Source organism: Lelliottia sp. (assembly GCF_045627565.1).
Classification (GTDB): domain Bacteria; phylum Pseudomonadota; class Gammaproteobacteria; order Enterobacterales; family Enterobacteriaceae; genus Enterobacter.
In genome coordinates, this window is sequence record NZ_JAZQNX010000042.1 from 21,199 (window position 1) to 46,379 (window position 25,181).

Consider the following 25,181-nt stretch of genomic DNA (forward strand, 5'->3'; position numbering starts at 1 on the left):
CATTAAGCGTTAACTTTAAGATGAAAAGTCGACAAATGTCTACTTTTACAAATTTTATGCTAACCAATAGAATAAATTAACATCTCATTTTCATGCCAATTAACTGCAGCTAACAGCATAAACCCTGCCAAGTGAAAGGATTTATGAAGGCGTTCCTGCAGGCGGGTTATGATTTAATTTTATTAAATATGGGAGAATGAAATTTGGCTAAAATACGGGAACGTTGAGGCAATAATGTAGAGGAAATGATTATCTGGATAGCTTTCGGTGAGGGTTATTATCCGAGCGGAATAAGTCTGCGACTGTCAAAAAAATATCGTCTGGAAAAACTCGACGAAAAAAAGAGGAATGTTTACTCAAATACATCAATTAATTTATTTGTACTATAAAAACAGGCCATTTCAAATGGTCTGTTTTAGTGACACATGTTATGAGAACGCCTATTTAAGAGGGTGAAATCATATTCACGCGGGGCTTTCCTTGTCGTTTTTAAAAGTCACCTTATGATCAAAATTAAAATAGATTACAGACGGATAATATCACTCATTAAAGAGCCTTTCACGTTGCCGTCAGCGATATTTTGATCCGCAAGCTTAACAAGTTCGAGACCGAGCTTCTCGCTGTTAGAATCTTTGTCAATATCCAAAACAGTATCATTTATAGCAATTATTTCTTTGGTATCGTAGTTAAACAAACCGATAGCGACGCCTTATGCCGGATAATGCTTCTCTGTGTTCGCAAGAGAAGTGCCCTGGGCATCATCAGCCTGACCATGCAATTTCAGCGCAATATGTCCAGCGGCAACTTCCGCGTTGCAACCCGACAGATCGTCAGGATTAGCAACGCGAAGGGTCACTAAACCCATTACGCCGGGCTCACTGCCTTGCTCAATAATATCGTTGTCCATCTCATTTATAATAATTGAATTGAGTGAAGAATAAACGCCACAACTGGCGCCAGGATTAGAACCACTCACATTCCCCGTAATAGTTACTGTTGCTAATTCCGTAGGATCGCTTGCATGAGCAAACGCCGTCGACATGAGTATCGCCATACCAATATATAAAGCACTCTTTTTCATTTAAAACCTTTTGTCTTAAAAATAAATATTCATATACATTTGAATGTGAAGACTATTGTTAGTGTTTATAAAATAACGATAACTTTTCGCAAGTGAAGAGACCCATTTAACGCAAGGTAAACATTCTAAAAGAGTTTTAAATTTAGATGTGTGAGTAAATTATATAGTTGATATTAATGATTCTCCTACCGCCATCAGGAAATAACCGCCGCGCTCACCATTAACACCGTCAATATAAAATTGATGAACATTTGACTCTCAAGAGTATTAATTTAGTTACTTACACATGTTTTGGTGTTGGCTATTGATAATGGCTTAGCCAACTTGATACTAATACATAAACAAGGATCAACTGTTTGCCTCTGGTTTATCCGCTACGACAATTCAGTCCGATGCCCGGCCTGAGGACGGGCACTAAAGTGAGCTATTGAGAGCTGACGAGTGTACTTTTTTGCGTGGGTAAGACGACGCTCTGACTGGCAGTCGCAAGGGAAAATCGCGCGTGTAATCACACGCGTCAACAGAGGGTTATAAGCAGATTGAAGGCGGTGGGTGACTGCAAATCCACACGTTTGCACAGCCTCTTGTCAGTTATGGCTTGATGTAAATCAAATTTATTGTCAAAATAAGGCATAAACAATCAAATTTTTTGGTTATTACAAGGATGATGAATCACGCTATGGAGCTGAAATGAAGACTGTATTTGCCGTTATGTTGAGCCTTACATTATCAGGATGTACTGCGAGCGACTGGATCGATGCCGCTGGGGGAATCATGCAAGCCAACGATAAATATGAAAAAGATTCCAGAAACAAACGTATAAAAGCGGCAAATAAAGCCGCCGGATATTAGTTTCAGAAAGAGAAATTCATGTTTATTCCTCTTCTGCTCATCGTGAGTGAGAAGAGTACAAAAGCCGTATTCATCAATACGGCCCAAATGCGTATCCCCAACCCGCCATTATCCTGACGCTGAAAGCCGCTAACATACCTCCGTCTTTCCCTGTCCAGACGCATGCCTATGGCGTTCGTCATTGCGACGCTCGCTGAAGTCACAGCAAAATTGGGATGGAAAGTTATCCCTGACTAAATTCCTTGTTCAACGCCTCGGCAAGCGCAGAAGGGTTCTCCCAGGACATTGAGTGCCCTGCCTGTGGCACGACGGCTACAGGTATGTCGTTTTGGCTAACATATTGAAAATCATTGTCCGGTAAGGATTGTTCGCCAAAAATCAGTGCGCGTGAACAGGACAGGCTGAGAAAGATTTCCATCCATGAGGGTGAAGTGCCCTCAACCAGACTTTTGGCTCCCCGCCACATTGCCCAAGGCGCAGCATTTTGGGCTGACCCTTTCCAGGGAGAGGTTTGGTTTGCCAGCATCTGATCGTAAACGTGAGAGACAAATTCAGCTTCTGGTTTTTCTACTATGATTCGGCTGTATTCACCGCCGCCTGCATGAAAGTTAGGTTCCGAAACCACCAGTTTACCTACCCGTTCACGCAACCGTGCCGCCACTTCAATCGCGATACTGCCTCCCATGCTGTGGCCATAAATATGGCATTGTGGGAGCTGTAATGCGTTGATCACCTAGATAACCACGTCTGCCTGATGAGCGATGCTGTAATCATAGTCACGGGGTTTATCACTGAAGCCGTATCCAGGAAGGTCAATCAATATGGCGCGTCGCCCGCCAAATAGCGGATCCGCCACAATGCGTGGATACTCATAAGATGAAGCGCATCCAATCCCGTGAATAAAGACTACAGGAATACCCTTCCCTGGCAAATCATGCCAACGAACGCTGGCACCGGCAGTTAATGAAAACAAACTCTGCATCTTGTATCCCTCTGTTGATAGCGTAGTTAAATGGCTAAACAGGCTGAATATTAGCAGTCGATAAACATGCTAAAAAGCGAGTGATTCTTTCTTTTTATTGCAACGCTATGCGGAGCTTTCATCAAATCACTGGCGGAACATGCCAGGTAAATGGACTTATTTCTGGTTGGAGATGACACAAATATGGCACAAGGGGTGTTTTCAGATTTGGTTAATATCGTGTGAAGCCGCGTGAAACCGCGTGAAACCGCGTGAAACCGCGTGAAACCGCGTGAAACCGCGTGAAACCGCGTGAAACCGCGTGAAACCGCGTGAAACCGCGTGAAGAATGGTGCGATAATAGGAACAAAAGGCAATAACTAAATCATTGTTTTTATTTTTTTTCTATAAAAAGCGAAGAGGTACCCCCAAAGATACCCCCATGTGTTCACTTCTAAAGATTTTTTGAATGTTTTTTATGCAGTGAACTTTATATTACTAGCAAAAAACGTTAGCAATTTCGTCTAACATCTTTGTTAATAGCCTTTTCAGGCCACCATGTTGGATTGATACCTAAGGCTAGTTCGTTTTGGCAATGTTGTTGAAGATCTTGCCAGAACGTTACTATTGCTGAACTGAACTCGTCAAAATCGGATTCTGTTATTTGTAGATTCTCATGGCTAGTTAACGCTTCTCCAAATAATTGCTGGTAATACTTTGGATACCGTTGCAACAGGGTCTCATGACCCACCCCATATCCATGTTTATATACATTTACAACAAGGCGGCAGGCATCTAGTAGATGAAAATATGGTTTATTTTTCACATCGAAACCTATCCACTCCATCAATTCTATAATTCGCTCAAAACTAGTACGCCAGACAATATCTTTTATAGCTTTTAACTTATTCCAATGACGAAATTCTCGAAGAATTAAATCACGCAACTGTTTATCGAACTGGTGGTACATTCCAGCATTCATAGCTAGAGTGACAGTATTTTTCATATCCATCAATGCATGCATATGTGCTATACCTATTTGTGTCGCATTTTCGCAAGCCTCTGCTGGATCATCTCTTTCAGGGTCAAAGTTTTTAGCCGTACGTTCGAGATATCTTTCCTCTTCCAGGTCACATTCAGCACTAAGATCTGAAAATTGTGATAGAAGTCTAGATTTAGCTTGCCCTACGTAAAAATTATGCGGATTAAGGACAACTCGAAGATCGAAGCAATCAAATGAAAAAATATTCATACCACCCTCAAAACTTTGTAAGTATAAATTATATCATTGTAATAAAATCATTATCTCGAAACTTAAAGGATTTAATTAATCATTACAAAAACATCTCGTCAGGATAGCGCTTATAATCGTACAAACTAACTAGTCTTTTATAGTCTGAAGGTAGAATTTCAAGTGCTACCCCCTCTCGCAGATAATCGGCCACATTATCTAAATTAATATTATCCACGTAAATATTGTAGAAAAGAATGCGCACAGTTTTATAAGTTTTAAATCCTAAAGCAAGTATTTCATCAACTGTATCGCAATCAATTTTCTCTGAAGGATCTATTGAGTCAAAATAAGTATTTAAGTTCCTTTCTTGGTTCTCTTTTAGATCTTCAATACCTTGAATTTCGTTACAAATGGTAGAAAAACCACGAGCAGTAAAATACTGATTACGCGAAACTTTTATTTTATTCAACAACAATATTAGAGCATCATTTCTTGAATCCATTATATCAAAGTAATTCATAACCATTTCTGAAGCTGATTGGTAATGATATGTAATTTTCTGAACTGAACCAACTGCCATAACTAATTCATCATTAGATAAACTATCCAAATCACCTACAATTTTTACTTTTACAGAACCTCCTTCTTTAATTTTTCTCATTACACTTTCAACTTTCCTAATATCCATAGATGAAACAGGAAGTTTAAGTCCTACCAATTCTTCAAAAACACCACTGAAGTTATCAGTTTTTATTTTATTAATTTTTATATTGCCGATATTTTCAATAACTACGTCATGTTCTAAAACTTCTAGAGAGTCACTACCTTCTTCACGTTCTATCAAAAGGAAATTCTTCCTGACTTTATCTGCCAAATCAGAATCCTTTGAAATGTACGAGAAAATAGTTTTTAATATATCTCTAATATTTTCATCGCTAATACTATAACCGATGAAAATAATTGGGTTGTGAATGAATAATGAAATTAATTGAGCCCTAATTAAATGATTGCTAACGCGAAATCTTTCATAATCCGATTCAGAGATTACAATTGACTCTGGATGAGATACACAACCATGTATTTTATAAACAGACCCGTAAGGGTTACTTAATAAAATATCGTTACCAATAATAGGTTTAAAACCAATTAGAGTCTCAATGAATCTATCATAATTTGTTGTGATAATGGACCCTATGTTTCTACTAGCCTTAGCAAATAACTCCATTTCTGTTGCATAACTTTCATTATTATTTGTTTCATGGAGATCAACAAGCTCAGATATAAATATTTTTATTCGACTAGCCGAGTAGTTTCCAGAAGCAGCATATTCATAGTATTGGTCATTTATGGATTTAAATTTCCCGTTCCTATCTGACTCTAATAATCTATTAAATTCAATTTCTATTTCACTTGCCACCTTTGGAAGATCAACCTCTCCCAATGAATTTGCATTCCTACCAGCCGAATCAAAATAGAAGTCATAGCTGCCTTTCATTTCATAAACAATTTTTTTTAACAGTTCAGGCCATGAGTACGTACCAGTTAAATATCGGCGACTGAAACCTGCACCAACAAACACAACTGGATGATTTACGTATGATCCCATGAACTCACTAAGTTTCATCTATCGTTCTCCTAAGAACAATTTCTGTAATTGATTTAACACAAAGCAACATTTTCAAGTGCATACAATTTTACTAACTAGCCTTCTACATCAGCTAATCACATTTTGATGCTTAAGACGCAACTTTTTACGATAAAAGTTGTGCATTAGGTCTTAAACTTTTATCCGCATTAGTCTCTGTTACACTGCATAAATCAGTTCATCTGGCTTATCGATTAGTAGTAAAAGAGCCAATCTTGCTCTAACTTCAGTAATGATAACTGTTTGAAGCAACTGTAACTTAGAGCGCGTTCAGCCAAAAATCCCCACTGGCAGTGCCGGTGAGTGACAAGTTTTGACAACTCATTCTGAACGCCAGCTTCCGGGTAAACTGGAACATCGATCTGAAAGAGGCTCGAGGATGGTTGCAAAGGGGGAGTGCTTAACACCTCCCCTTCACAAGTTCGCGTGCCTGAAGTTTTCTAAAGCGGTAGCGGTTGACACTTTACCCCTAGTTTTCCCTAGTAAGGCATAACAAACCATAACAGGCTGACACCTGCCCTGCTTCGCATCAGACCTTTACGCGTTGGCTGCAGCTGTTGTGCATGAGCGTTAGGATTCGTTAGGTTGAGTTTACACTTTTCCCTGTTTTTCACGAAAAAGTGTCAAGTTAGAGGAGTTAGGTTTGGCCGGGGGTTTACAGTTTTTCACCTGCCAGCAGACAGAGTGCCTTTAATCCTGTGTCGCTCCAGTCATCTAGGGTGTCGGGATGCATTGCGGCCACATAGGCCAGCTCGGAACGCAGGAAACGCAGACCACCAGCCATGTGATCTTTGCCATAGAAGCTGTGGGTTTCTTCATCCAGCCGGAAGAGAATCAGTACTTGCTCATCAGATTCGTGCTGTACATCAAAACCCAGCTCAGCGGCTGCTGCCTCTATCCGCTGGCCAGTATCAATATCAGCCGGCAGCGCTTTCCCGCCGTCATGCCCCAATACCCATGCGGCGGCCTGCGCCCACGTCATTGCATTGTGATGCTCACCAGCACCAGCACCAGCACCAGCACCAGCACCAGCACCAGCACCAGCACCAGCACCAGCACCAGCACCAGCAGAATTTTGTTTAGCCTGCGATGCGTCAACATCCACTTTATCGCCTGAAATTACAATTTCACCGCGGGCTATCCAGCCGTAAACAGTTTGCCGGCTGACGCCCATATGCCTGGCGTAGGCTGATTTACTTAACAGCATCCTGGTGTTTCCCTCCGAGCAGAAAAAAGCCGCCCTCAGGCGGCCTGCTTCTCTTGTGAATGTGTCTGCCGCTGACTGCCTTTGAGCATCGCGGTGACATGTTCGCTTAACTGGTCAAGGCCGGTCATGCGTGGCTGAACGTCTGACGGATCGTCATTCTTCCCGTAAACGAGATTGTTATACCAGGTTCGAACAGCTGTAATTTGTGCAACGTCTTTCCTTACCGCGTCGACCAGATCGCCAACCGCGCTAATCACCTGCCCGTTCTCTGATGCGATACGGGAGAAGGCGAGACGTTTTAGCTGTTCTGTTTCAAGCCCCGAACATACTGCGTGCGCCCGTAGTAAGGCATCTGACAGTTCAGAATGTTTTCCGCCGTGCATCGACAGCAGCATCTTTTCCTGACTACGGCAATCGAGTCTGGCAAATGCGAGGCGCATTTCGTTATCACGCATGAACCCCTGAACATCATCAGAGGCCAGTGGTTTAACCGGTGCCAGCTTGTTCATCAGGTAATCGAGAATATTTGAGGCCTGATCACTTACTGCTGCAGCTCCGCGAGTGAATGCTTTCAGTGTGTCTGGATTTTTGGCTTCACCTGCCCTGCGGTTTTTTGCCTGTTCGTTCAAATCAGGATCGTTGCGGATAACGTCCAGCAAATCCGCCTCAGCTTCGGCCTGCTGCGCCGTTGTCCTCAGGCTGGTGAGTTCGCCCGCCATGCCACGGAATAAAGCGGCCATCTGAGTATTTGGCGCAACAACCTTACCGGCATAACCCGCCAGCTCAATGCTGTGTTTCCCTATTATGATTGAGTAGCTCACTGGCCAGCCTCCATTTTAGATAACCCTGCATCAAATACCTTACGCGCAACAACATGGATTGATGGCGCGATGCCACCTGCCGGGCGTTTAGTTCCACTTGGGGGTACCTCTTTTAGACCGAACAGCAAATACCCCCATAAGTACCCCCAAACGACTGTAGATTTCAGGGAACTTTAGTAGACGTAGAAATACTAAAAGGGGCTGTAAAGCGCAGAGTATAAGGGGTTTTAGTGAACTTTAGTCGACTTGGGGAGACGTTAGAATGGTGCCGATAATAGGAGTCGAACCTACGACCTTCGCATTACGAATGCGCTGCTCTACCAACTGAGCTATATCGGCCCTGAAAGGCCGGCTACGAATGTAACCACGGGACAAAAGGTTAAAACTAACGGGGTGATGCGTCAATGGGCTTATGAATCAAGTGCCTGTTTTTGCATCACCCACGTTTTAATTACGCACGAATCGTATCATCGCCGTAGCCAATCCACTTGTAGGTGGTCAGGGCTTCGAGACCCATTGGCCCGCGCGCGTGCAGTTTTTGTGTACTCACTGCCACTTCTGCGCCCAAACCAAACTGTCCACCGTCGGTGAATCGCGTTGACGCATTCACGTAGACGGCAGAAGAATCTACTTCATTGATAAAGCGATTGCCGTGACTGAGCGTGCGGGTGAGGATCGCGTCCGAGTGCTGCGTACCGTGTTCACGAATGTGCTCAATGGCATCATCCAGATCCGCAACCACTTTTACGTTAAGATCCAGCGACAAATACTCGTCGTCATACTGCTCTGATTTTACGGCTTCAACTTTCGCCGGGCCACCCTGCAGCAGAGCTAACGCGCGGGCATCAGCGTGCAACGTCACGCCACTCTCGGCCATTTGCTGACTCAGCGCAGGCAAGAATGTGTCGGCAATACCCTGATGAACCAACAGCGTCTCGACCGTGTTACAGGTGCTTGGACGCTGGGTTTTAGCGTTGACGATAATCTTCAGCGCAGGCTCAATCTCGGCGCTGTCATCCACCACAATATGGCACACGCCAATACCGCCGGTGATTACCGGAATGGTCGATTGCTCGCGACACAGTTTATGCAGGCCCGCACCGCCGCGTGGGATCAGCATGTCGATGTATTTGTCCATGCGCAGCATTTCGTTAACCAGCGCCCGATCCGGGCTTTCAATCGCCTGAACGGCACCTGCTGGCAAACCGCACTCTTCCAGCGCTTGCTGAATCACTTTGACGGTGGCGGCGTTGGTGCGCCATGTCTCTTTGCCCCCGCGTAAAATGACAGCATTGCCGGTTTTCAGGCACAGAGAGGCGACGTCAACGGTGACGTTCGGACGCGCTTCATAGATCACGCCAACCACGCCAAGCGGCACGCGGCGACGTTCAAGGCGCAGGCCGCTGTCGAGTAGCCCACCGTCGATCACCTGCCCAACCGGATCGGCAAGATTGCACACCTGACGCACGTCATCGGCAATGCTTTTCAGACGCGCAGGGTTCAGCGCCAGACGGTCCAGCATCGCGTCGCTCAGGCCGTTAGCGCGGGCTTCGGCTAAATCTTGTTCGTTGGCGAGCAAAATCTGTTCTGACTGCCCTTCCAGATAATCAGCGATTTTTTCCAGAACGCGATTTTTCTCGCGGCTGGAAAGGAGCGCCAGCTTATAAGAGGCGGCTTTGGCAGCTGCGCCCATTTTTTCCAGCATGTTTGGCTCCTTAGCGAATAATCATATCGTCGCGGTGCACAGCGACCGGACCGTATTCGTAGCCCAGAATGGCGTCGATTTGTTGTGAGTGGTGGCCGGCAATGCGGCGCAGCGCGTCACTGTTATAGCGCGTCACACCGTGAGCGATGTCGCGTCCTTCAAGGTTACAGATACGAATCACTTCACCACGGGAGAAGTTACCTGTCACGCTTTTAATCCCTTTCGGAAGTAATGAGCTGCCTCTTTCCAGAATCGCGGCGGTGGCACCTTCATCGACGGTGATTTCACCGGCAGGCGGCGCGCCAAAGATCCAGCGTTTACGGTTTTCCAGCGGCGTGGCTTCGGCGTGGAAACGCGTGCCAACGGAAATGCCTTCCATCACGTCGCCAATCACCCCCGGACGGCTACCCGCAGCAATGATCGTGTCGATACCAGCGCGACACGCCACGTCAGCAGCCTGTAATTTCGTGCCCATACCACCTGTGCCCAGGCCCGACACGCTGTCACCGGCGATGGCGCGCAGCGCGTCATCAATACCGTGAACATCTTTTATCAGCTCGGCCTGCGGATTATTGCGCGGATCGGCGGTGAACAAACCCTGCTGATCGGTGAGCAGAAGTAGTTTATCGGCCCCGGCAAGAATTGCTGCCAGCGCGGAGAGATTATCGTTATCGCCGACTTTGATTTCAGCCGTCGCGACGGCATCATTCTCGTTAATGACAGGAACGATATTGTTATCGAGCAGCGCCCGCAGGGTGTCGCGCGCGTTCAGGAAACGCTCACGATCTTCCATGTCTGCACGGGTTAACAGCATCTGCCCCACGTGAATGCCATAGATTGAGAACAGCTGTTCCCACAGTTGAATCAGTCGGCTTTGTCCCACGGCGGCCAGCAGCTGTTTGGAGGCGATCGTCGCGGGCAGTTCGGGGTATCCCAGATGTTCACGCCCGGCAGCAATCGCCCCGGATGTGACGATCACGATACGGTGACCTGCGGCATGAAGCTGTGCGCACTGGCGGACAAGTTCAACAATGTGGGCGCGATTGAGGCGGCGCGATCCGCCTGTTAAAACACTGGTACCGAGTTTTACCACCAGCGTCTGGCTGTCACTCATGATTCTCTGCCATTCAACAATAAGGGAAAATGATGTAATCAGACGTTTTAACAGGACTCAGCGCCGTTGCCAACTGCCATAGCACAAAGCACGATAATTTGTTGTGCGGGATCAGGAAGCGTAGCGGCAGATGTTGACAGTTTTATTACCGAAAAAATAAATGTGACTTTTTTATACATATTCTTACTTTGTCATAAAACGTTCATCCCCGGACGATAAAAACCATCCTGTTTTTCACGGGGCAATAAGCCGAATCTTATTGCTCAGCGAATATTAGCGCGTTTTAAAAAACATCAGGATTGAAAATGAAAAAGAGCACTCTGGCATTAGTGGTAATGAGCGTTGTCGCATCCGCATCCGTACAGGCAGCTGAAGTTTATAATAAAAACGGAAACAAACTGGACGTGTACGGCAAAGTTAAAGCCATGCATTATATCAGTGATAATGATGCTAAAGACGGTGACCAGACCTACGTTCGTTTTGGCTTCAAAGGTGAAACGCAAATTAACGATCAGTTGACCGGTTACGGTCGCTGGGAAGCAGAATTCTCGGGTAACAAAGCCGAGAGCGATTCAACGCAGAAAACCCGTCTGGCGTTTGCTGGCCTGAAATTGAAAGATTTTGGCTCTCTGGATTACGGCCGTAACCTGGGCGCGCTGTATGACGTGGAAGCCTGGACCGATATGTTCCCGGAATTTGGCGGTGACTCTTCTGCTCAGACCGATAACTTTATGACCAAACGTGCCTCAGGCCTTGCGACATACCGCAATACCGACTTCTTCGGCGTGATTGATGGCCTGGATATGACCCTGCAATATCAGGGCAAAAACGAAGATCGTGACGCCAAAAAACAGAACGGCGACGGCTTTGGTACCTCTCTGACGTATGATTTCGGCGGCAGCGATTTCGCCGTCAGCGGCGCATACACCAACTCTGACCGTACCGACGATCAGAACCTGCTGGCGCGTGGCGATGGCAAAAAAGCGGAAGCCTGGGCAACGGGTCTGAAATATGACGCGAACGATATTTACCTGGCCGCAATGTATTCTGAAACGCGCAATATGACCCCAATTTCAGGTGGTTTTGCGAATAAAGCGCAGAACTTCGAAGTCGTCGCGCAATACCAGTTTGACTTTGGTCTGCGTCCATCACTGGGTTATGTGCAGTCTAAAGGCAAGGATATTGAAGGTATTGGCGATGAAGATCTGGTCAAATACATCGACGTCGGCGCGACCTATTATTTCAACAAAAATATGTCAGCGTTTGTTGATTATAAAATCAACCAACTCGACGACAAAAATAAACTGGGCGTGAACAACGATGACATCGTTGCGCTTGGTATGACCTACCAGTTCTAAATATTCAGATATAAAAAAACCCGGCGCGAAAGTGGCCGGGTTTTTTATTGCGCGATTTACGCGGAGAGCTTTACCTTTTCGTTGGTAAAATCATCAGCAGGTTCGAGCTTGAGTTCAAAGGTCTCCAGCAAAGCACGCGCTTTTTCATGGAATCCACGCAAGGTTTGCTCCAGACGCTCGACAACTTCCTTATCCTTAATGGTCGTCGCTTGCCAGTGGCCCGCTTTATTGAACAAACCAAAATGATAGGTGTAGGTGAAGCGTTTTTCTTCGGCTTCCATTTCCATCCACCAACCCCAGAATTCACGCTCTTCTGGAGCGGGTTGCACATTGACGCATACAGCCAGGCAGTCGAAAAAAAAGCGATTCTCTTCACACTGCTCTTCACGAATGTATGGGCCAAGAGCCATGAACTTCTTAATCAGTCTGCTTTTCGGGTGTCCACTCGGTAACGTCATTGCGATCTCCTTTTGTCAGTCCACTGTTTTACCAAACCATCAAAATTTAGCAATCTCTTAACACAATCTCTGCGTGATCCAACGTGTAATCTCTTTCAGCCCTTTGTCAAAGTTCTGATACACCGGACTGAAGGGGATCTCCAGCAGTTTGCCATCCGAAGATGACGACGTGATTAAACGCGACTCTTCTTCCGGGCTGAACGGGTCATTTTTCCAGAAACCCGACATCATCGGGGTTGGGCAACGACGCCCCAGCAAACCCTGTGTTTTTAACGAGTAACGGTTCAGTTCTACGCGCAGCGCTTCATCTGATGCATCATGCATGCCAAGGCGGCTTGCCAGTACGTCCAGATACATTTCCGGCACACTTGCCTGACGCTGCGGATCGCTGAGTAACGCGTGGACTACCGGCCCAAGACACGCGACCGCTTTCAGACGGGACGACTCCAGATACGCCAGGCGCACCGCGACGTTGGCCCCAAAACGGAAGCCAAATGCCGCCACGCGGGTGTGATCCACCCACGGAATATTCTCGAGCGCTTTCAGCGCATGCTGGTGCAGCAAACTGGAATCTTGCGTCAGTTTCCATTTCGATGAAAACCCGATCGACGGCATATCCAGCGTCAGCATCGCGATCCCTTTTGGTGCGAAGTAACGCTCAAACAGGCTGTAATAGTCAATTTGCAAGGAGTCGAGACCGCCGCACATCAGCACCGTCGGGAACGGGCCTTCGCCTGGTGGCATATGCAAGAATCCGGTCACCGATGCTCCGCCGGGGATAGGGAATTCGATTTCACGCATATTGCAGGGCAATCGCTGTGCCGCTTCTTCGTAAGCACGATTCGCCAGCGCCTGCGCTTGTTCAGCCAGGTCATCGCCTTTGAGATGGGGATAGGCCGCAATGCTGTAGAGATTGGCGGCGTGCAGCCAGTGTTGACCGCTGAGGGTTTGATCTGGCTCCTGCGTCGCCTTTTGCTGCCAGACCATCGCCTGCGTGGCCCACTCGTAGATCCAGTTTCCGCCACGATACCCCACAACGGTATCGTAAAGTTCACTGTCGGTACGGTCGGCTTCGCTCATGACGATACGTGCCTGGACTTCGAGGATCTCACGCGCGTCAATACCGCGCCAAATCCACATCAGGCGGTTGATCATGCGATACCAGTGCGGCACGGTTTTGCCATCCAGAGCGGACTGAACTGCGGGCTGAGTGCCGGGGTTGAAACGACGCACCAGCGTCGACGTTTCCGGGTGCTTGAAACGGGGTTTGAACAGGGTTTCGCTGAGATTCGCCTGAGTCATTGCGCTCTGCCTCCATGATGACGTGTCATAGCGGCTATTGTAACGCGGTGCAGGCTAAATAAAACAACGCCCGGCATCACCGGGCGTTAAAAATAATGTCGAGGCGGTATTAGCGGCCTGAAATTGGCGGGACGAAGGCCACGCCCATATCCCATGGCTGTTCAATCCAGGTATCCTGCGGGATGTCGATAACGTAATCGTCAACCAGCGGCTGACCGGCCGGTTTAGCGAAAATCGTGACGAAATGCGCTTTTGGATACATGTCGCGGATCGCAACGGCGGTACCGCCGGTGTCGACCAGATCATCAATCACGATAAAGCCTTCGCCATCGCCTTCAGCGCGTTTCAGCACGGTCAGCTCACGCTGGTTATCATGGTCATAGCTGGAGATGCAAACGGTATCCACATGACGAATACCCAGTTCACGAGCCAGCAGTGCGCCTGGCACCAAACCGCCACGGCTAACGGCAATAATGCCTTTCCACTGTTCAGAAGGCATCAGACGCGCAGCAAGCTTGCGGGCGTGAATCTGCAACATGTCCCAGGTGACGACGTATTTTTCGCTCATGTGAAGTGTCCCAGCCTGTGTATATACGGCTTAAAAAGTGTTCGAGGGGGAAATAGGTTGCGCGAGATTATAGAGATCTGACGCGCTAAAAACCAGTATAAAGCGGCGCTGGCCGGAGTTTTTACTTGCATTATGCTAGCAGCAGACGGAGAAAGTGGTATTCTCGACCTTATCTCGCAAGCCCGACTTGTGGTGACTATTAATCTGCTAACCCTGTGACCTGCAAGCTTGTTGCAGCGCCACGACAAGGAGACTCATCGTGTCTGAACTGTCTCAATTATCTCCACAGCCGCTGTGGGATATTTTTGCCAAAATCTGTTCCATTCCTCACCCGTCCTATCACGAAGAACAGCTTGCCGAACATATTATGGGCTGGGCGAAGGAAAAAGGCCTGCACGCTGAACGCGACCAGGTTGGCAATATTCTGATTCGTAAAGCGGCTACCGCAGGGATGGAAAACCGTAAACCGGTTGTGCTTCAGGCGCACCTGGACATGGTTCCGCAGAAGAACAACGACACCGAACACGACTTCACCAAAGATCCGATTCAGCCGTACATTGACGGTGAGTGGATCAAAGCGCGCGGCACTACGCTTGGCGCAGACAACGGTATCGGTATGGCATCTGCGCTGGCCGTGCTGGCCGACGATCGCGTTGAACACGGTCCGCTTGAAGTGCTGCTGACCATGACCGAAGAAGCGGGCATGGACGGCGCATTTGGTTTGCAAGCCAACTGGCTGCAGGCGGATATCCTGATCAACACCGACTCCGAAGAAGAAGGTGAGATCTACATGGGTTGCGCAGGCGGGATTGATTTTATCTCTACGCTGCCGCTGTCCCGTGAAGCGGTTCCGGCTGGTTTCCAGACCTTCAAGCTGACGCTGAAAGGGCTGAAAGGCGGTCACTCAGGCGGTGATATTCACCTGGGCCTGGGCAATGCCAACAAACTGCTGGCGCGCTTCCTGGCGGGTCATGCAGACGAACTGGATCTGCGTCTGGTGGATTTCAACGGCGGTACGCTGCGTAACGCGATCCCGCGTGAAGCCTTCGCGACCGTTGCCATTGCCGCGGATAAAGTCGATGCGCTGAAAAACCTCTCGACCGAGTATCTGGATATCCTGAAAAACGAACTGGCCGCGAAAGAGAAAAATCTGACCGTGGTTCTGGAAGCCGTCTCCAGCGATAAAGCGGCGCTGACCAAACAGTCACGCGACAGCTTTGTCCAGTTGCTGAACGCAACGCCAAACGGCGTGATTCGCAACTCTGACGTGGCGAAAGGCGTGGTGGAAACCTCCCTGAACGTGGGCGTTGTGACCATGAGCGACGACAGCGCAGAAATCATCTGCCTGATCCGTTCTCTTATCGACAGCGGTAAAGAGTACGTGGTGAGCATGCTGGAATCATTGGGCAAACTGTCTGGCGCGAAAACGTCCGCTAAAGGCAGCTACCCAGGCTGGCAGCCAGACGCAAGTTCTCCGGTGATGGCACTGGTGCGCGAGACTTATCAGCGTCTGTTCAACAGCACACCAAATATTCAGGTGATCCACGCCGGTCTGGAGTGCGGTCTGTTCAAAAAACCGTACCCGGATATGGATATGGTGTCCATTGGGCCGACCATCACCGGGCCGCACTCCCCGGATGAACAGGTTCATATCGAAAGCGTGGGCCACTACTGGACGCTGCTGACCGAACTGCTGAAATCCATTCCGGCAAAATAATCGCCCTCTCTTAAGAGAGTGACATGAAAAGCCCGGTTAGCGCCGGGCTTTTTATAGCCCCAGCACCAGTTGTCGCTCAATCTGCGGATCGAGCAGCGTGACATGCAGGCCCACCAGCCTGACTCCCCTTCCCGCGCGGCGTTCTTGCCAGGTTTTCTTTGCGGTCGCAATCAGATCGTCTTTGTTGAGTTTCGGCCAGACGTGTTCCTGCGTGGTTTGCTGGAAATCGTTAAATTTCAGCTTCACGCCCTGGCGCGCAATCAGCAGATCCGGCTTCACTTTTGCCAGCCGCCGTTCCAGCTCGGGATAAAGCTGTTCGGTGATAATCGTTTCGCATTCGCTCCAGTCGTGAATATCGTCTGCCAGCGTGCGCTCGACACCCACGGATTTGCGCAGGCGTTCATTGTTGATACTGCGCTCGTCAATCCCCTGACTGCGCTCCCACAGCACGCGCCCAAACTTACCAAAACGCTTGAGCAGCATTGCCAGATCGCTTTTCTGCACGTCTTCACAGGTGCGCAGCCCCAGGTTTTCCAGCTTAGCGGCGGAGACTTTGCCGACACCGGGGATTTTACTCAGCGGCAGAGTTTTCAAAAAATGGGGAACCGCATCGGGCGTGATCACGTACTGGCCGTTAGGTTTGTTGAGATCCGAGGCGATTTTGGCGAGAAACTTTACCGGCGCGATTCCCGCCGAAGCGGTGAGATTCAGTTCATCAGAAATGGTCTGGCGGATCTCTTGTGCCATTAGCGTGGCGGAACCGTGGCAGTGCGGGCTGTCCGTCACATCCAGATAAGCTTCGTCCAGCGACAGCGGTTCAATAAGCGAGGTGTAACGGGAGAAGATTTCCTGAATACGAACCGAGGCCTCTTTATAAGCGTCGAAACGGCCGGGTAGCAGAATCAGTTGAGGGCAGAGCTTGAGCGCCATCGCTGTAGGCATTGCGCTACGCACGCCAAATTTGCGCGCCGGATAATTGGCGGTGCTGATTACGCCACGCTTGACGCGGCTACCGCCAATCGCGATGGGGACATCCCGCAACGCCGGATTGTCTCGCATCTCCACTGCGGCAAAAAAGCAGTCCATATCGACATGGATTATTTTGCGCATAGTAAGCCCTCACTCATCACTGGATAAGTATACAGTAAAAGTTTGAGTATTGAGAAGCACTCTGTCACGCAGGCAATTGCCCGAATAAGGCGCGCTTTTACACTGTTCTTACAGTTATTCCGCCGCGAATGCGGTATAAAGAAAACTATTTTGTAAACTCATGGCTTCGCGCTTGCGAAAAAATTCAGCGATGCTAATGTGAGCGCTCCTAATCCAGATAATTCTGATTTCGGGTCTCTTTTGCCGTCCTGGCAAGTTGGTTTGGCTTTATCAAGGAACTTGTAGTATGCGTAAAATCGCATTGTTCATTGCGATGCTTCTGATTCCGTGTCTCTCGTTTGCTGGGCTATTAAGTAGCAACAGTTCAACAACACCAATCAGCAAAGAATATAAACAGCAGTTAATGGGATCACCGGTTTATATTCAGATCTTCAAGGAAGAACGCACACTCGATCTATTTGTCAAAATGGGCGAGACATATCAACTGCTTGATAGCTACAAAATCTGTAGTTATTCCGGCGGGTTAGGTCCGAAACAGCGTCAGGGTGATTTCAAAAGTCCTGAAGGGTTCTACACCGTTCAACGTAATCAGCTCAAACCTGACAGCCGCTTTTATAAAGCCATTAATATCGGCTTCCCGAACGCCTATGACCGTGCACACGGTTACGATGGCAAATACCTGATGATTCACGGTGCCTGTGTGTCTATTGGCTGTTATGCCATGACGGACGGCGGTATTGATGAGATTTTCCAGTTTGTGACTGGCGCACTGGTGTTTGGTCAGGCGGGCGTGCAGGTGAGCATTTATCCGTTCAGAATGACGGATGCCAACATGCAGCGCCATAAGTTCTCGACCTACTCGGAGTTCTGGAAACAGCTAAAACCGGGCTATGACTACTTCGAGCAGACGCATAAACCGCCAACCGTTTCGGTTGCAGATGGACGCTACATCGTCAGCAAACCGCTGAGTCACGAAGTCGTCCATCCACAGCTGGCGTCAAATTACGCGGTCCCCGAGACAAAATAAGACCCACTCGCCTGGCATAATCTTTTGCCAGGTTTCATTGCCCGTCAGTGGCTGAGTGGCGATCACCGTAACCACATCGTTAGGTGTGGTCTCCGTTTGAAAATCAATTTCCACATCCTGATCGAGCAGCTTCGCGACACCAAACGGCGCGCGGCGCGTTATCCAAAACAGATTGGTCGAGCAGAACGCCATCACGTAGCGCCCATCCGACAGCAGCATATTAAAGACCCCCTTCTCACGCAGCTCACAGGCCAGCGAGCCGATGTATTTGAACACGGCGGTCATGTTGGTCGGCGTACGCGGATAGCGCTCAGCAAGCTTATGCAGCAGCCAGCAAAACGCCTTTTCACTGTCGGTTTCACCCACTGGGCGGAAATTGCCCGTCTGCAGCGTTTTATAACCCGTCAGCTGTCCGTTGTGCGCGTAGGTCCAGTTACGGCCCCACAGTTCACGGGTAAAAGGATGGGTATTTTCCAGCGCCACTTCACCGCGATTCGCCTGACGAATATGCGCGATCACCGAGCGGGATTTGATCGGGTAATCCTGTACCAGTTTGGCTATCGGGGAGTTAAAGCTCGGTTGCGGATCTTTGAACGTGCGACAGCCTTTGCCTTCGTAGAAGGTAATGCCCCAGCCGTCTTTATGCGGCCCGGTTCCTCCACCACGTTGCACCAGCCCGGTGAAACTAAAGCAGATATCGGTTGGCACATTGGCGCTCATCCCGAGCAATTCGCACATACATCACCTCCAAAAACGCCTGAACGCGAGAAGGCGTAATGGTTACAGCCAGTCTGGATGCGGACAGCGCGCGACACCCGGCACGTACCTGTGTACGTCACAAGTGCGAGCACTGCCCGGCTTCAAAATGGCAAACAAAAGAGCCGTCTTACTTAACCATCTCTTTTTCGATCAACTGAATCAGGATATGAATCACTTTGATGTGAATCTCCTGAACGCGGTCGGCGTAGCCGAAGTGCGGCACACGAATTTCAATATCCGCTGAACCTGCCATCTTACCGCCATCTTTACCGGTCAGAGTGATGACTTTCATCCCCTTCTCACGCGCCGCTTCGATCGCTTTGATCACGTTTGCGGAGTTACCAGAAGTGGAAATACCCAACAGAACGTCACCTTCACGACCAACCGCTTCAACGTAACGAGAGAAGATATGGTCATAACCGAAGTCGTTACCCACGCAGGAGATGTGGCTGACGTCAGAAATCGCAATCGCCGGATAGCCCGGACGGTTTTCACGGTAGCGACCGGTCAGCTCTTCTGCAAAGTGCATCGCATCGCAGTGAGAGCCGCCGTTACCGCACGAGATCACTTTGCCGCCCGCTTTAAAGCTGTCCGCCAGCAGAACCGCCGCGCGCTGAATTGCATGAATATTGGCTTCATCTTTCAGAAAGTTAGCTAACGTTTCCGCTGCTTCGTTCAGTTCGTTACGAATAAGATCCTGGTACATGAGGATAATCCTTCAGTATTGATGAAATAACTTACGGAGTGTACCGGATAGCGATAAAAGCGAGAAGCTAAAGCCATGCGAATCATCCGGCGTTTTGATGATTCGTGCCTGCCACACCCTGAACATTGTGAACCAGGTTGTAATTATTTTGTGAACGTATTGCTAAAAGAAATAACATCCACTACAACCATATCATCACAAGTGGTCAGACCTCCTACAAGACAGGGAGCTTTTCTTTATGATGATTTTGAGCATTCTCGCAACCGTTGTTCTGCTCGGTGTGCTGTTTTATCACCGCGTAGGTTTACTTCTGAGCAGCCTGATTTTACTGGCCTGGACCGCTGCGCTGGGTCTTTCGGGCCTGTGGACCATCTGGCTTGTCCTGCCGTTGGCCATCATCCTGCTGCCGTTGAACGTACCGGCGATGCGTAAGTCGATGATTTCCGCACCCGTTTTTAAAGGCTTCCGTAAAGTGATGCCGCCGATGTCACGCACCGAAAAAGAAGCAATCGACGCGGGCACAACCTGGTGGGAAGGCGACCTGTTCCAGGGAAATCCTGACTGGAAAAAACTGCACAACTATCCGCAGCCGCGTTTAACGGCCGAAGAAGTGGCCTTTATCGACGGCCCGGTTGAAGAAGCATGCCGCATGGCGAATGACTTCCAGATCACCCATGAAATGGCCGATCTGCCGCCGGAGCTGTGGGCGTTCCTGAAAGAGCATCGCTTCTTCGCGATGATCATCAAAAAAGAGTACGGCGGTCTGGAATTCTCCGCTTACGCTCAGGCTCGCGTCCTGCAAAAACTGGCAGGTGTCTCCGGGATTCTGGCGATCACCGTCGGCGTACCAAACTCGTTAGGCCCGGGCGAATTGCTGCAACATTACGGCACTGAAGCGCAAAAAGATCACTATCTGCCGCGTCTGGCGCGTGGACAGGAAATTCCATGCTTCGCGCTGACCAGCCCGGAAGCCGGTTCTGATGCCGGTGCGATCCCGGATACCGGCGTGGTCTGTATGGGCGACTGGCAGGGTCAGCAGGTGCTCGGTATGCGCCTGACCTGGAACAAACGCTATATCACCCTTGCGCCTATCGCGACCGTACTGGGTCTGGCCTTTAAGCTCTCTGACCCCGACAAACTGCTGGGCGATGAAGAAGATCTGGGCATTACCTGTGCGCTGATCCCAACCTCCACGCCGGGCGTTGAAATTGGTCGCCGCCACTTCCCGTTGAACGTCCCGTTCCAGAACGGCCCAACCCGTGGCGAAGACATCTTTGTGCCGATTGATTACATCATCGGCGGTCCGAGCATGGCGGGTCAGGGCTGGCGGATGCTGGTGGAATGTCTGTCGGTCGGCCGCGGAATCACCTTGCCGTCAAACTCGACCGGCAGCCTGAAGTCTGTGGCGATGGGTATCGGCGCCTACGCGCACATTCGCCGCCAGTTCAAAATCTCCATCGGCAAGATGGAAGGTATCGAAGAGCCGCTGGCGCGTATCGCGGGTAACGCTTACGTGATGGACGCCGCTGCATCGCTGATCACTTACGGCATCATGCTCGGTGAAAAACCAGCGGTGCTGTCGGCTATCGTGAAGTATCACTGTACCCACCGCGCACAGCAGTCAATTATTGATGCAATGGATATCGCGGGCGGCAAAGGCATCATGCTCGGCGAGAGCAACTTCCTGGCACGTGGATATCAGGGCGCACCGATTGCCATCACCGTTGAGGGGGCTAACATTCTGACCCGCAGCATGATGATCTTCGGTCAGGGCGCGATTCGCTGCCATCCGTATGTGCTGGAAGAGATGGCGGCGGCGCAGAATAACGACGTCAACGCCTTCGATAAGCTGCTGTTTAAGCATATCGGCCACGTGGGCAGCAACAAAGTGCGCAGCTTCTGGCTCGGCCTGACGCGCGGTTTGACCAGCGCCACGCCAACCGGTGATGCAACCAAACGCTATTACCAGCACCTGAACCGTCTGAGCGCTAACCTCGCGCTGCTGTCTGACGTGTCGATGGCCGTCCTGGGCGGCAGCCTGAAGCGCCGCGAGCGTATTTCTGCCCGTCTCGGCGATGTGTTAAGCCAGGTCTTCCTCGCGTCTGCCACGCTGAAACGCTACGACGATGAAGGCCGTCACGAAGCGGATCTGCCGCTGGTGCACTGGGGCGTACAGGATGCGCTGTATAAAGCAGAACAGGCGATTGACGATCTGCTGGCGAACTTCCCGAATCGACTCGTTGCAGGCGCGTTGCGCGTGGTGATCTTCCCGACCGGGCGTCACTATCTCGCCCCGTCCGATAAGCTCGATCACAAAGTGGCGAAGATCCTGCAGGTTCCAAGCGCGACGCGCTCGCGTATTGGTCGCGGTCAGTACCTGACGCCAAGCGAGCACAATCCGGTCGGTCTGCTGGAAGCGGCGCTGCTGGATGTCATGGCTGCCGATCCGATCCACCAAAAGATCTGCAAACAGCTGGGTAAAAACCTGCCGTTTACGCGTCTGGATGCACTGGCAGAACAGGCGCTGGCGGGTGGAATTATCGATCACACCGAAGCCGCCGTTTTGATTAAAGCCGAAGAGAGCCGTCTGCGCAGTATCAACGTCGATGATTTCGAGCACGACGAGCTGGCAACCAAGCCGGTAAAGCTGCCGGAGCAGGTCCGCAAACCTGAAGCGGCATAACCCGCTGCGATCCCAACCACCCCGCCCTGTGCGGGGTTTTTTATTGCCACATTTTCTCATTGCCCCGTGCTACAGTGTCAAAATGCTGTCTGACGAGGAGTCTGAATTGTGCCTGGTTTGAAGATTACCCTACTGCAACAACCCCTGGTGTGGATGGATGGCCCTGCCAACCTGCGCCATTTTGATCGCCAGCTCGAAGAGATTTCCGGGCGCGATGTGATTGTTCTTCCAGAAATGTTCACGACCGGCTTCGCCATGGAGGCGGCAAAACTGTCTCTGCCGCAGGACGACGTGGTCGCCTGGATGCATACCAAGGCTCGGCAAACCAATGCCCTCGTAGCCGGAAGCGCGGCGCTGCAAACCGATCGCGGCCCCGTTAACCGTTTCCTGCTGGTCGAGCCGGACGGGACGCTGCACTTTTACGACAAACGCCATCAGTTCCGCATGGCGGATGAACATCATCATTACGAAGCGGGTCACGAGCGGGTGATCTTTGAGTGGCGCGGCTGGCGGATCCTGCCGCTGGTGTGTTACGACCTGCGCTTCCCTGTGTGGTCACGCAACCGCAACGATTACGATCTGGCGCTGTACGTCGCCAACTGGCCAGCCCCGCGCTCGCTGCACTGGCAGGCGCTGCTGGTGGCGCGCGCAATTGAAAATCAGGCGTATGTCGTCGGCTGTAATCGCGTCGGCACGGACGGTAACGGACACCACTATCGCGGTGATAGCCGGGTGGTGACTCCACAGGGAGAAGTGCTGGCGACGGCAGAGGCGCATCAGGCGACGCGTATTGACGCCGAACTGTCGCTGACGGCGCTGAAAGAGTATCGGGAGAAGTTTCCTGCATGGCAGGATGCAGATCCGTTTAATATTGGTTAAGTTTTTGAAGCATTAATGCGACGAAGAGTTTAAGAAACAGCGAGCGTTGCAGCGATGACCTTGTCCGGCTGTAAATCGCCGAAGTGTTTCCGTAGGGCCGGGGCGACGCGCAGGGAAGCGCGGAGAGGGCGTGACCTGCATGGATGCAGGATCGCGTCCGACCCGAAAGCCTGAAGGGATAAGCTGAGGGAACCGCATCGCGGCGATTTTCTTGCCGGAAGCCAGGGTGGTGGCGAATGAGCCACCCTGGCACGTTCACGTGTTCAGTGATGAAAGATAAGGATGGAACGTGAAGTGAACGGAACCGACAACAAAGTCACCTAACGCCCCTTTCCTGAGTGAGCGGGCCAGTATAGCTGGCCCAATACGCCCGTTAACACCGGGAATACATCAACTCACTAACGCCTGTCCATCTTTGCGGCTTTCGGTTGCCGCAACGTAATGCCCTTCCGGCATGCGGTAAATCACCTGCGCACCGCCGAAGTTGTATTCCTGCAACGGATCTTCCACCACAATCTGATGCCCGCGCTCGCGCAGCGCCGCAATCGTATTGCGATCAAACGTCGATTCGACCATCACTTCCCTGCCCTGCACCACGCGCCAGCGCGGCGCATCGATTGCCGCCTGCGGGTTTTGTCCATGCAACATAATGCGCAGCGCCATTTGCATATGCCCTTGCGCCTGCATCGGGCCGCCCATCACGCCAAATGACATCAGCGGCTGACCGTTTCCATCCATCGCAAAGCCCGGAATGATGGTGTGGAACGGACGCTTGCCGCCCGCCAGCGCGTTCGGATGTTTTGGGTCGAGCACAAAACCGCAGCCACGGTTTTGCAGGCTGATGCCGGTATCCGGGACAACCACGCCGGAGCCAAAGCCCATAAAGTTCGACTGGATAAAGGAGATCATCATGCCGCTGGAATCGGCCGCGGAAAGGTAAACCGTCCCGCTTTGCGTCGGCGCGCCATAGGTGAAATCTGATGCCTTATCGTGGTCAATCTGTGCCGCGCGCGATGCCAGATACTCATCGGTCAACAACGCTTTCGCCGCGAACTCCATGTGCTCTTCGTCGGCCACGTAACGATCCAGATCGGCCAGCGCCAGCTTCATCGCTTCGATTGACAGATGCAGCGACTGCACGGAATCCGGGTGATGGCGCTCAATCCCGCACTGTTCGAGAATCCCGAGAGCAATCAGCGTCGCAATCCCCTGACCGTTTGGCGGTAGCTCTTGTACCGAGCCGCCCGCGAAATCACGCGACAACAGTTCAACCCAATCGACGCGATGATTCGCCAGATCCTCAGCCGTCAAATGCGCGCCGTGCTCTTTGGCAAAGGCGGCAATTTTCTGCGCCAGTTCGCCACGATAGAACGCTTCACCGTTGGTTTTGGCAATCAGCTCCAGGGAATGGGCCTGCGCCGGATTACGGAAAATCTCACCGACGCGCGGAGCGCGGCCTTCTGGGGCAAAACAGGCGCTAAAGCCAGGCTGATCTTTCAGTTTGTTATAGCCGCGCTGCCACAGATGACCAATCAGCGGTGAAACCGGGAAACCGTTGCGTGCATACTCAATGGCCGGTTGCGCCAGTGTCGTCATCGGCAGCGTGCCGAAACGTTCTGCCAGCGCCACCCAACCAGACACCGCGCCGGGTACGGTAACGGCATCCCAGCCAAGCTCTGGCATGGCGGTTTTGCCAGCGAACAGATCCGCATGCCAGCTGGCAGGCGAACGGCCCGAAGCGTTTAAACCGTGCAGTTTTTTACCGTCCCAGACGATGGCAAACGCATCGCTGCCAATTCCGTTGCCGGTAGGCTCAACGACGGTGAGCGCCATGGCCGTTGCAATCGCGGCGTCAACGGCATTGCCGCCGAGCTGCAGCATGCGCATCCCAGCCTGCGCCGCCAGGGGCTGAGAGGTGGCGACCGCATTGTGCCCCATCATCGGAGGGCGTCGTGACGCGTAACCGGTTGTAAAATCAAGCGCTTTGGTCATCA

General features: G+C 50.6%; 22 protein-coding genes, 1 tRNA gene and 1 pseudogene. 6 read left to right on the top strand and 18 right to left on the bottom strand.

Annotated features, from left to right (window positions below; translation table 11 throughout):
- Positions 1-523: 523 nt before the first annotated feature.
- Both ACKI5T_RS19815 and ACKI5T_RS19820 read right to left on the bottom strand, forming a co-directional pair.
- A complete protein-coding gene (locus ACKI5T_RS19815; protein ID WP_407439659.1) occupies positions 524-694 on the bottom strand; it encodes a hypothetical protein in 171 nt (56 codons plus the stop codon).
- A gap of 15 nt (positions 695-709) precedes the next feature.
- On the bottom strand, positions 710-1,081 hold the full coding sequence (locus tag ACKI5T_RS19820; RefSeq protein WP_407439661.1) for a hypothetical protein: 372 nt from the start codon (positions 1,079-1,081) through the stop codon (positions 710-712).
- Between the two features lie 690 nt (positions 1,082-1,771).
- Between ACKI5T_RS19820 and ACKI5T_RS19825 the strand changes: the two genes are divergently transcribed.
- A complete protein-coding gene (locus ACKI5T_RS19825) occupies positions 1,772-1,933 on the top strand; it encodes a hypothetical protein (protein WP_186753340.1) in 162 nt (53 codons plus the stop codon).
- Positions 1,934-2,156: 223 nt separating this feature from the next.
- On the opposite strand, the pseudogene ACKI5T_RS19830 reads toward ACKI5T_RS19825, so the two are convergent.
- The 9 genes and pseudogenes from ACKI5T_RS19830 to proB all read right to left on the bottom strand — a co-directional run bounded on the left by ACKI5T_RS19830 (position 2,157) and on the right by proB (position 10,620).
- Positions 2,157-2,915, bottom strand: a pseudogene (locus ACKI5T_RS19830) (alpha/beta fold hydrolase).
- A gap of 490 nt (positions 2,916-3,405) precedes the next feature.
- Positions 3,406-4,146 carry a hypothetical protein gene (locus tag ACKI5T_RS19835; protein ID WP_407439663.1) on the bottom strand — a complete coding sequence of 247 codons (741 nt, stop codon included), beginning with the start codon at positions 4,144-4,146 and terminating at the stop codon, positions 3,406-3,408.
- An 82-nt stretch (positions 4,147-4,228) separates the two neighbouring features.
- The gene (locus ACKI5T_RS19840) at positions 4,229-5,752 is read right to left on the bottom strand and encodes an SIR2 family protein (protein ID WP_407439664.1); all 1,524 of its coding nucleotides are present in this window, start codon (positions 5,750-5,752) and stop codon (positions 4,229-4,231) included.
- Positions 5,753-6,428: 676 nt separating this feature from the next.
- On the bottom strand, positions 6,429-6,755 hold the full coding sequence (locus tag ACKI5T_RS19845) for a hypothetical protein (protein WP_407439666.1): 327 nt from the start codon (positions 6,753-6,755) through the stop codon (positions 6,429-6,431).
- Positions 6,752-6,874 (bottom strand): hypothetical protein, encoded by a 123-nt coding sequence (locus ACKI5T_RS19850; protein WP_407439668.1) that lies wholly within the window; start codon positions 6,872-6,874, stop codon positions 6,752-6,754. Before ACKI5T_RS19850 ends, ACKI5T_RS19845 begins: the two co-directional genes overlap by 4 nt.
- A 141-nt stretch (positions 6,875-7,015) precedes the next feature.
- Entirely contained in the window at positions 7,016-7,801 is a 786-nt protein-coding gene (locus tag ACKI5T_RS19855; protein WP_407439670.1) for a hypothetical protein, read from the bottom strand.
- Positions 7,802-8,064: 263 nt separating this feature from the next.
- Positions 8,065-8,140, bottom strand: a tRNA-Thr gene (locus ACKI5T_RS19860).
- A 112-nt stretch (positions 8,141-8,252) separates the two neighbouring features.
- On the bottom strand, positions 8,253-9,506 hold the full coding sequence (gene proA / locus ACKI5T_RS19865) for a glutamate-5-semialdehyde dehydrogenase (protein ID WP_407439672.1): 1,254 nt from the start codon (positions 9,504-9,506) through the stop codon (positions 8,253-8,255).
- A 10-nt stretch (positions 9,507-9,516) separates the two neighbouring features.
- A complete protein-coding gene (gene proB, locus ACKI5T_RS19870; protein ID WP_059177828.1) occupies positions 9,517-10,620 on the bottom strand; it encodes a glutamate 5-kinase in 1,104 nt (367 codons plus the stop codon).
- A gap of 305 nt (positions 10,621-10,925) precedes the next feature.
- Between proB and phoE the strand changes: the two genes are divergently transcribed.
- Complete coding sequence (phoE, locus tag ACKI5T_RS19875; protein WP_407439674.1) at positions 10,926-11,978, top strand: phosphoporin PhoE; 1,053 nt, start codon at positions 10,926-10,928, stop codon at positions 11,976-11,978.
- 56 nt (positions 11,979-12,034) lie between these two features.
- Here phoE and crl read toward each other — a convergent pair whose 3' ends face one another.
- From crl to gpt, 3 genes are all read right to left on the bottom strand, one after another.
- Complete coding sequence (gene crl, locus ACKI5T_RS19880) at positions 12,035-12,436, bottom strand: sigma factor-binding protein Crl (protein WP_407439676.1); 402 nt, start codon at positions 12,434-12,436, stop codon at positions 12,035-12,037.
- A gap of 57 nt (positions 12,437-12,493) precedes the next feature.
- Positions 12,494-13,738, bottom strand: coding sequence for an esterase FrsA (gene frsA, locus ACKI5T_RS19885; RefSeq protein ID WP_186755213.1), 1,245 nt, complete (start codon positions 13,736-13,738; stop codon positions 12,494-12,496).
- Positions 13,739-13,847: 109 nt separating this feature from the next.
- Positions 13,848-14,306 (bottom strand): xanthine phosphoribosyltransferase, encoded by a 459-nt coding sequence (gpt, locus tag ACKI5T_RS19890; protein ID WP_012016171.1) that lies wholly within the window; start codon positions 14,304-14,306, stop codon positions 13,848-13,850.
- Between the two features lie 259 nt (positions 14,307-14,565).
- Between gpt and pepD the strand changes: the two genes are divergently transcribed.
- Complete coding sequence (gene pepD, locus ACKI5T_RS19895) at positions 14,566-16,023, top strand: cytosol nonspecific dipeptidase (RefSeq protein WP_407439678.1); 1,458 nt, start codon at positions 14,566-14,568, stop codon at positions 16,021-16,023.
- 51 nt (positions 16,024-16,074) lie between these two features.
- On the opposite strand, the gene dinB is transcribed toward pepD, so the two are convergent.
- Positions 16,075-17,133: a DNA polymerase IV gene (dinB, locus tag ACKI5T_RS19900; protein WP_407439680.1), complete on the bottom strand. Its 1,059-nt coding sequence runs from the start codon at positions 17,131-17,133 to the stop codon at positions 16,075-16,077.
- A 286-nt stretch (positions 17,134-17,419) separates the two neighbouring features.
- Between dinB and dpaA the strand changes: the two genes are divergently transcribed.
- A complete protein-coding gene (gene dpaA / locus ACKI5T_RS19905) occupies positions 17,420-18,160 on the top strand; it encodes a peptidoglycan meso-diaminopimelic acid protein amidase (RefSeq protein WP_012016168.1) in 741 nt (246 codons plus the stop codon).
- On the opposite strand, the gene ACKI5T_RS19910 is transcribed toward dpaA, so the two are convergent.
- Positions 18,131-18,898 (bottom strand): class II glutamine amidotransferase, encoded by a 768-nt coding sequence (locus tag ACKI5T_RS19910; protein WP_407439682.1) that lies wholly within the window; start codon positions 18,896-18,898, stop codon positions 18,131-18,133. The genes dpaA and ACKI5T_RS19910 overlap by 30 nt on opposite strands.
- 148 nt (positions 18,899-19,046) lie before the next feature.
- Entirely contained in the window at positions 19,047-19,625 is a 579-nt protein-coding gene (gene lpcA, locus ACKI5T_RS19915) for a D-sedoheptulose 7-phosphate isomerase (protein ID WP_154127537.1), read from the bottom strand.
- Between the two features lie 238 nt (positions 19,626-19,863).
- Here lpcA and fadE point away from each other — a divergent pair, with 238 nt between their 5' ends.
- Both fadE and ACKI5T_RS19925 read left to right on the top strand, forming a co-directional pair.
- Positions 19,864-22,308, top strand: coding sequence for an acyl-CoA dehydrogenase FadE (gene fadE, locus ACKI5T_RS19920; protein ID WP_407439684.1), 2,445 nt, complete (start codon positions 19,864-19,866; stop codon positions 22,306-22,308).
- 108 nt (positions 22,309-22,416) lie between these two features.
- Positions 22,417-23,187 carry an amidohydrolase gene (locus ACKI5T_RS19925; protein WP_407439686.1) on the top strand — a complete coding sequence of 257 codons (771 nt, stop codon included), beginning with the start codon at positions 22,417-22,419 and terminating at the stop codon, positions 23,185-23,187.
- Between the two features lie 390 nt (positions 23,188-23,577).
- Here the strand turns inward: ACKI5T_RS19925 and ACKI5T_RS19930 are convergent, their stop codons facing one another.
- Positions 23,578-25,179 carry a gamma-glutamyltransferase family protein gene (locus tag ACKI5T_RS19930; protein WP_407439705.1) on the bottom strand — a complete coding sequence of 534 codons (1,602 nt, stop codon included), beginning with the start codon at positions 25,177-25,179 and terminating at the stop codon, positions 23,578-23,580.
- Between the last annotated feature and the right edge of the window lie 2 nt (positions 25,180-25,181).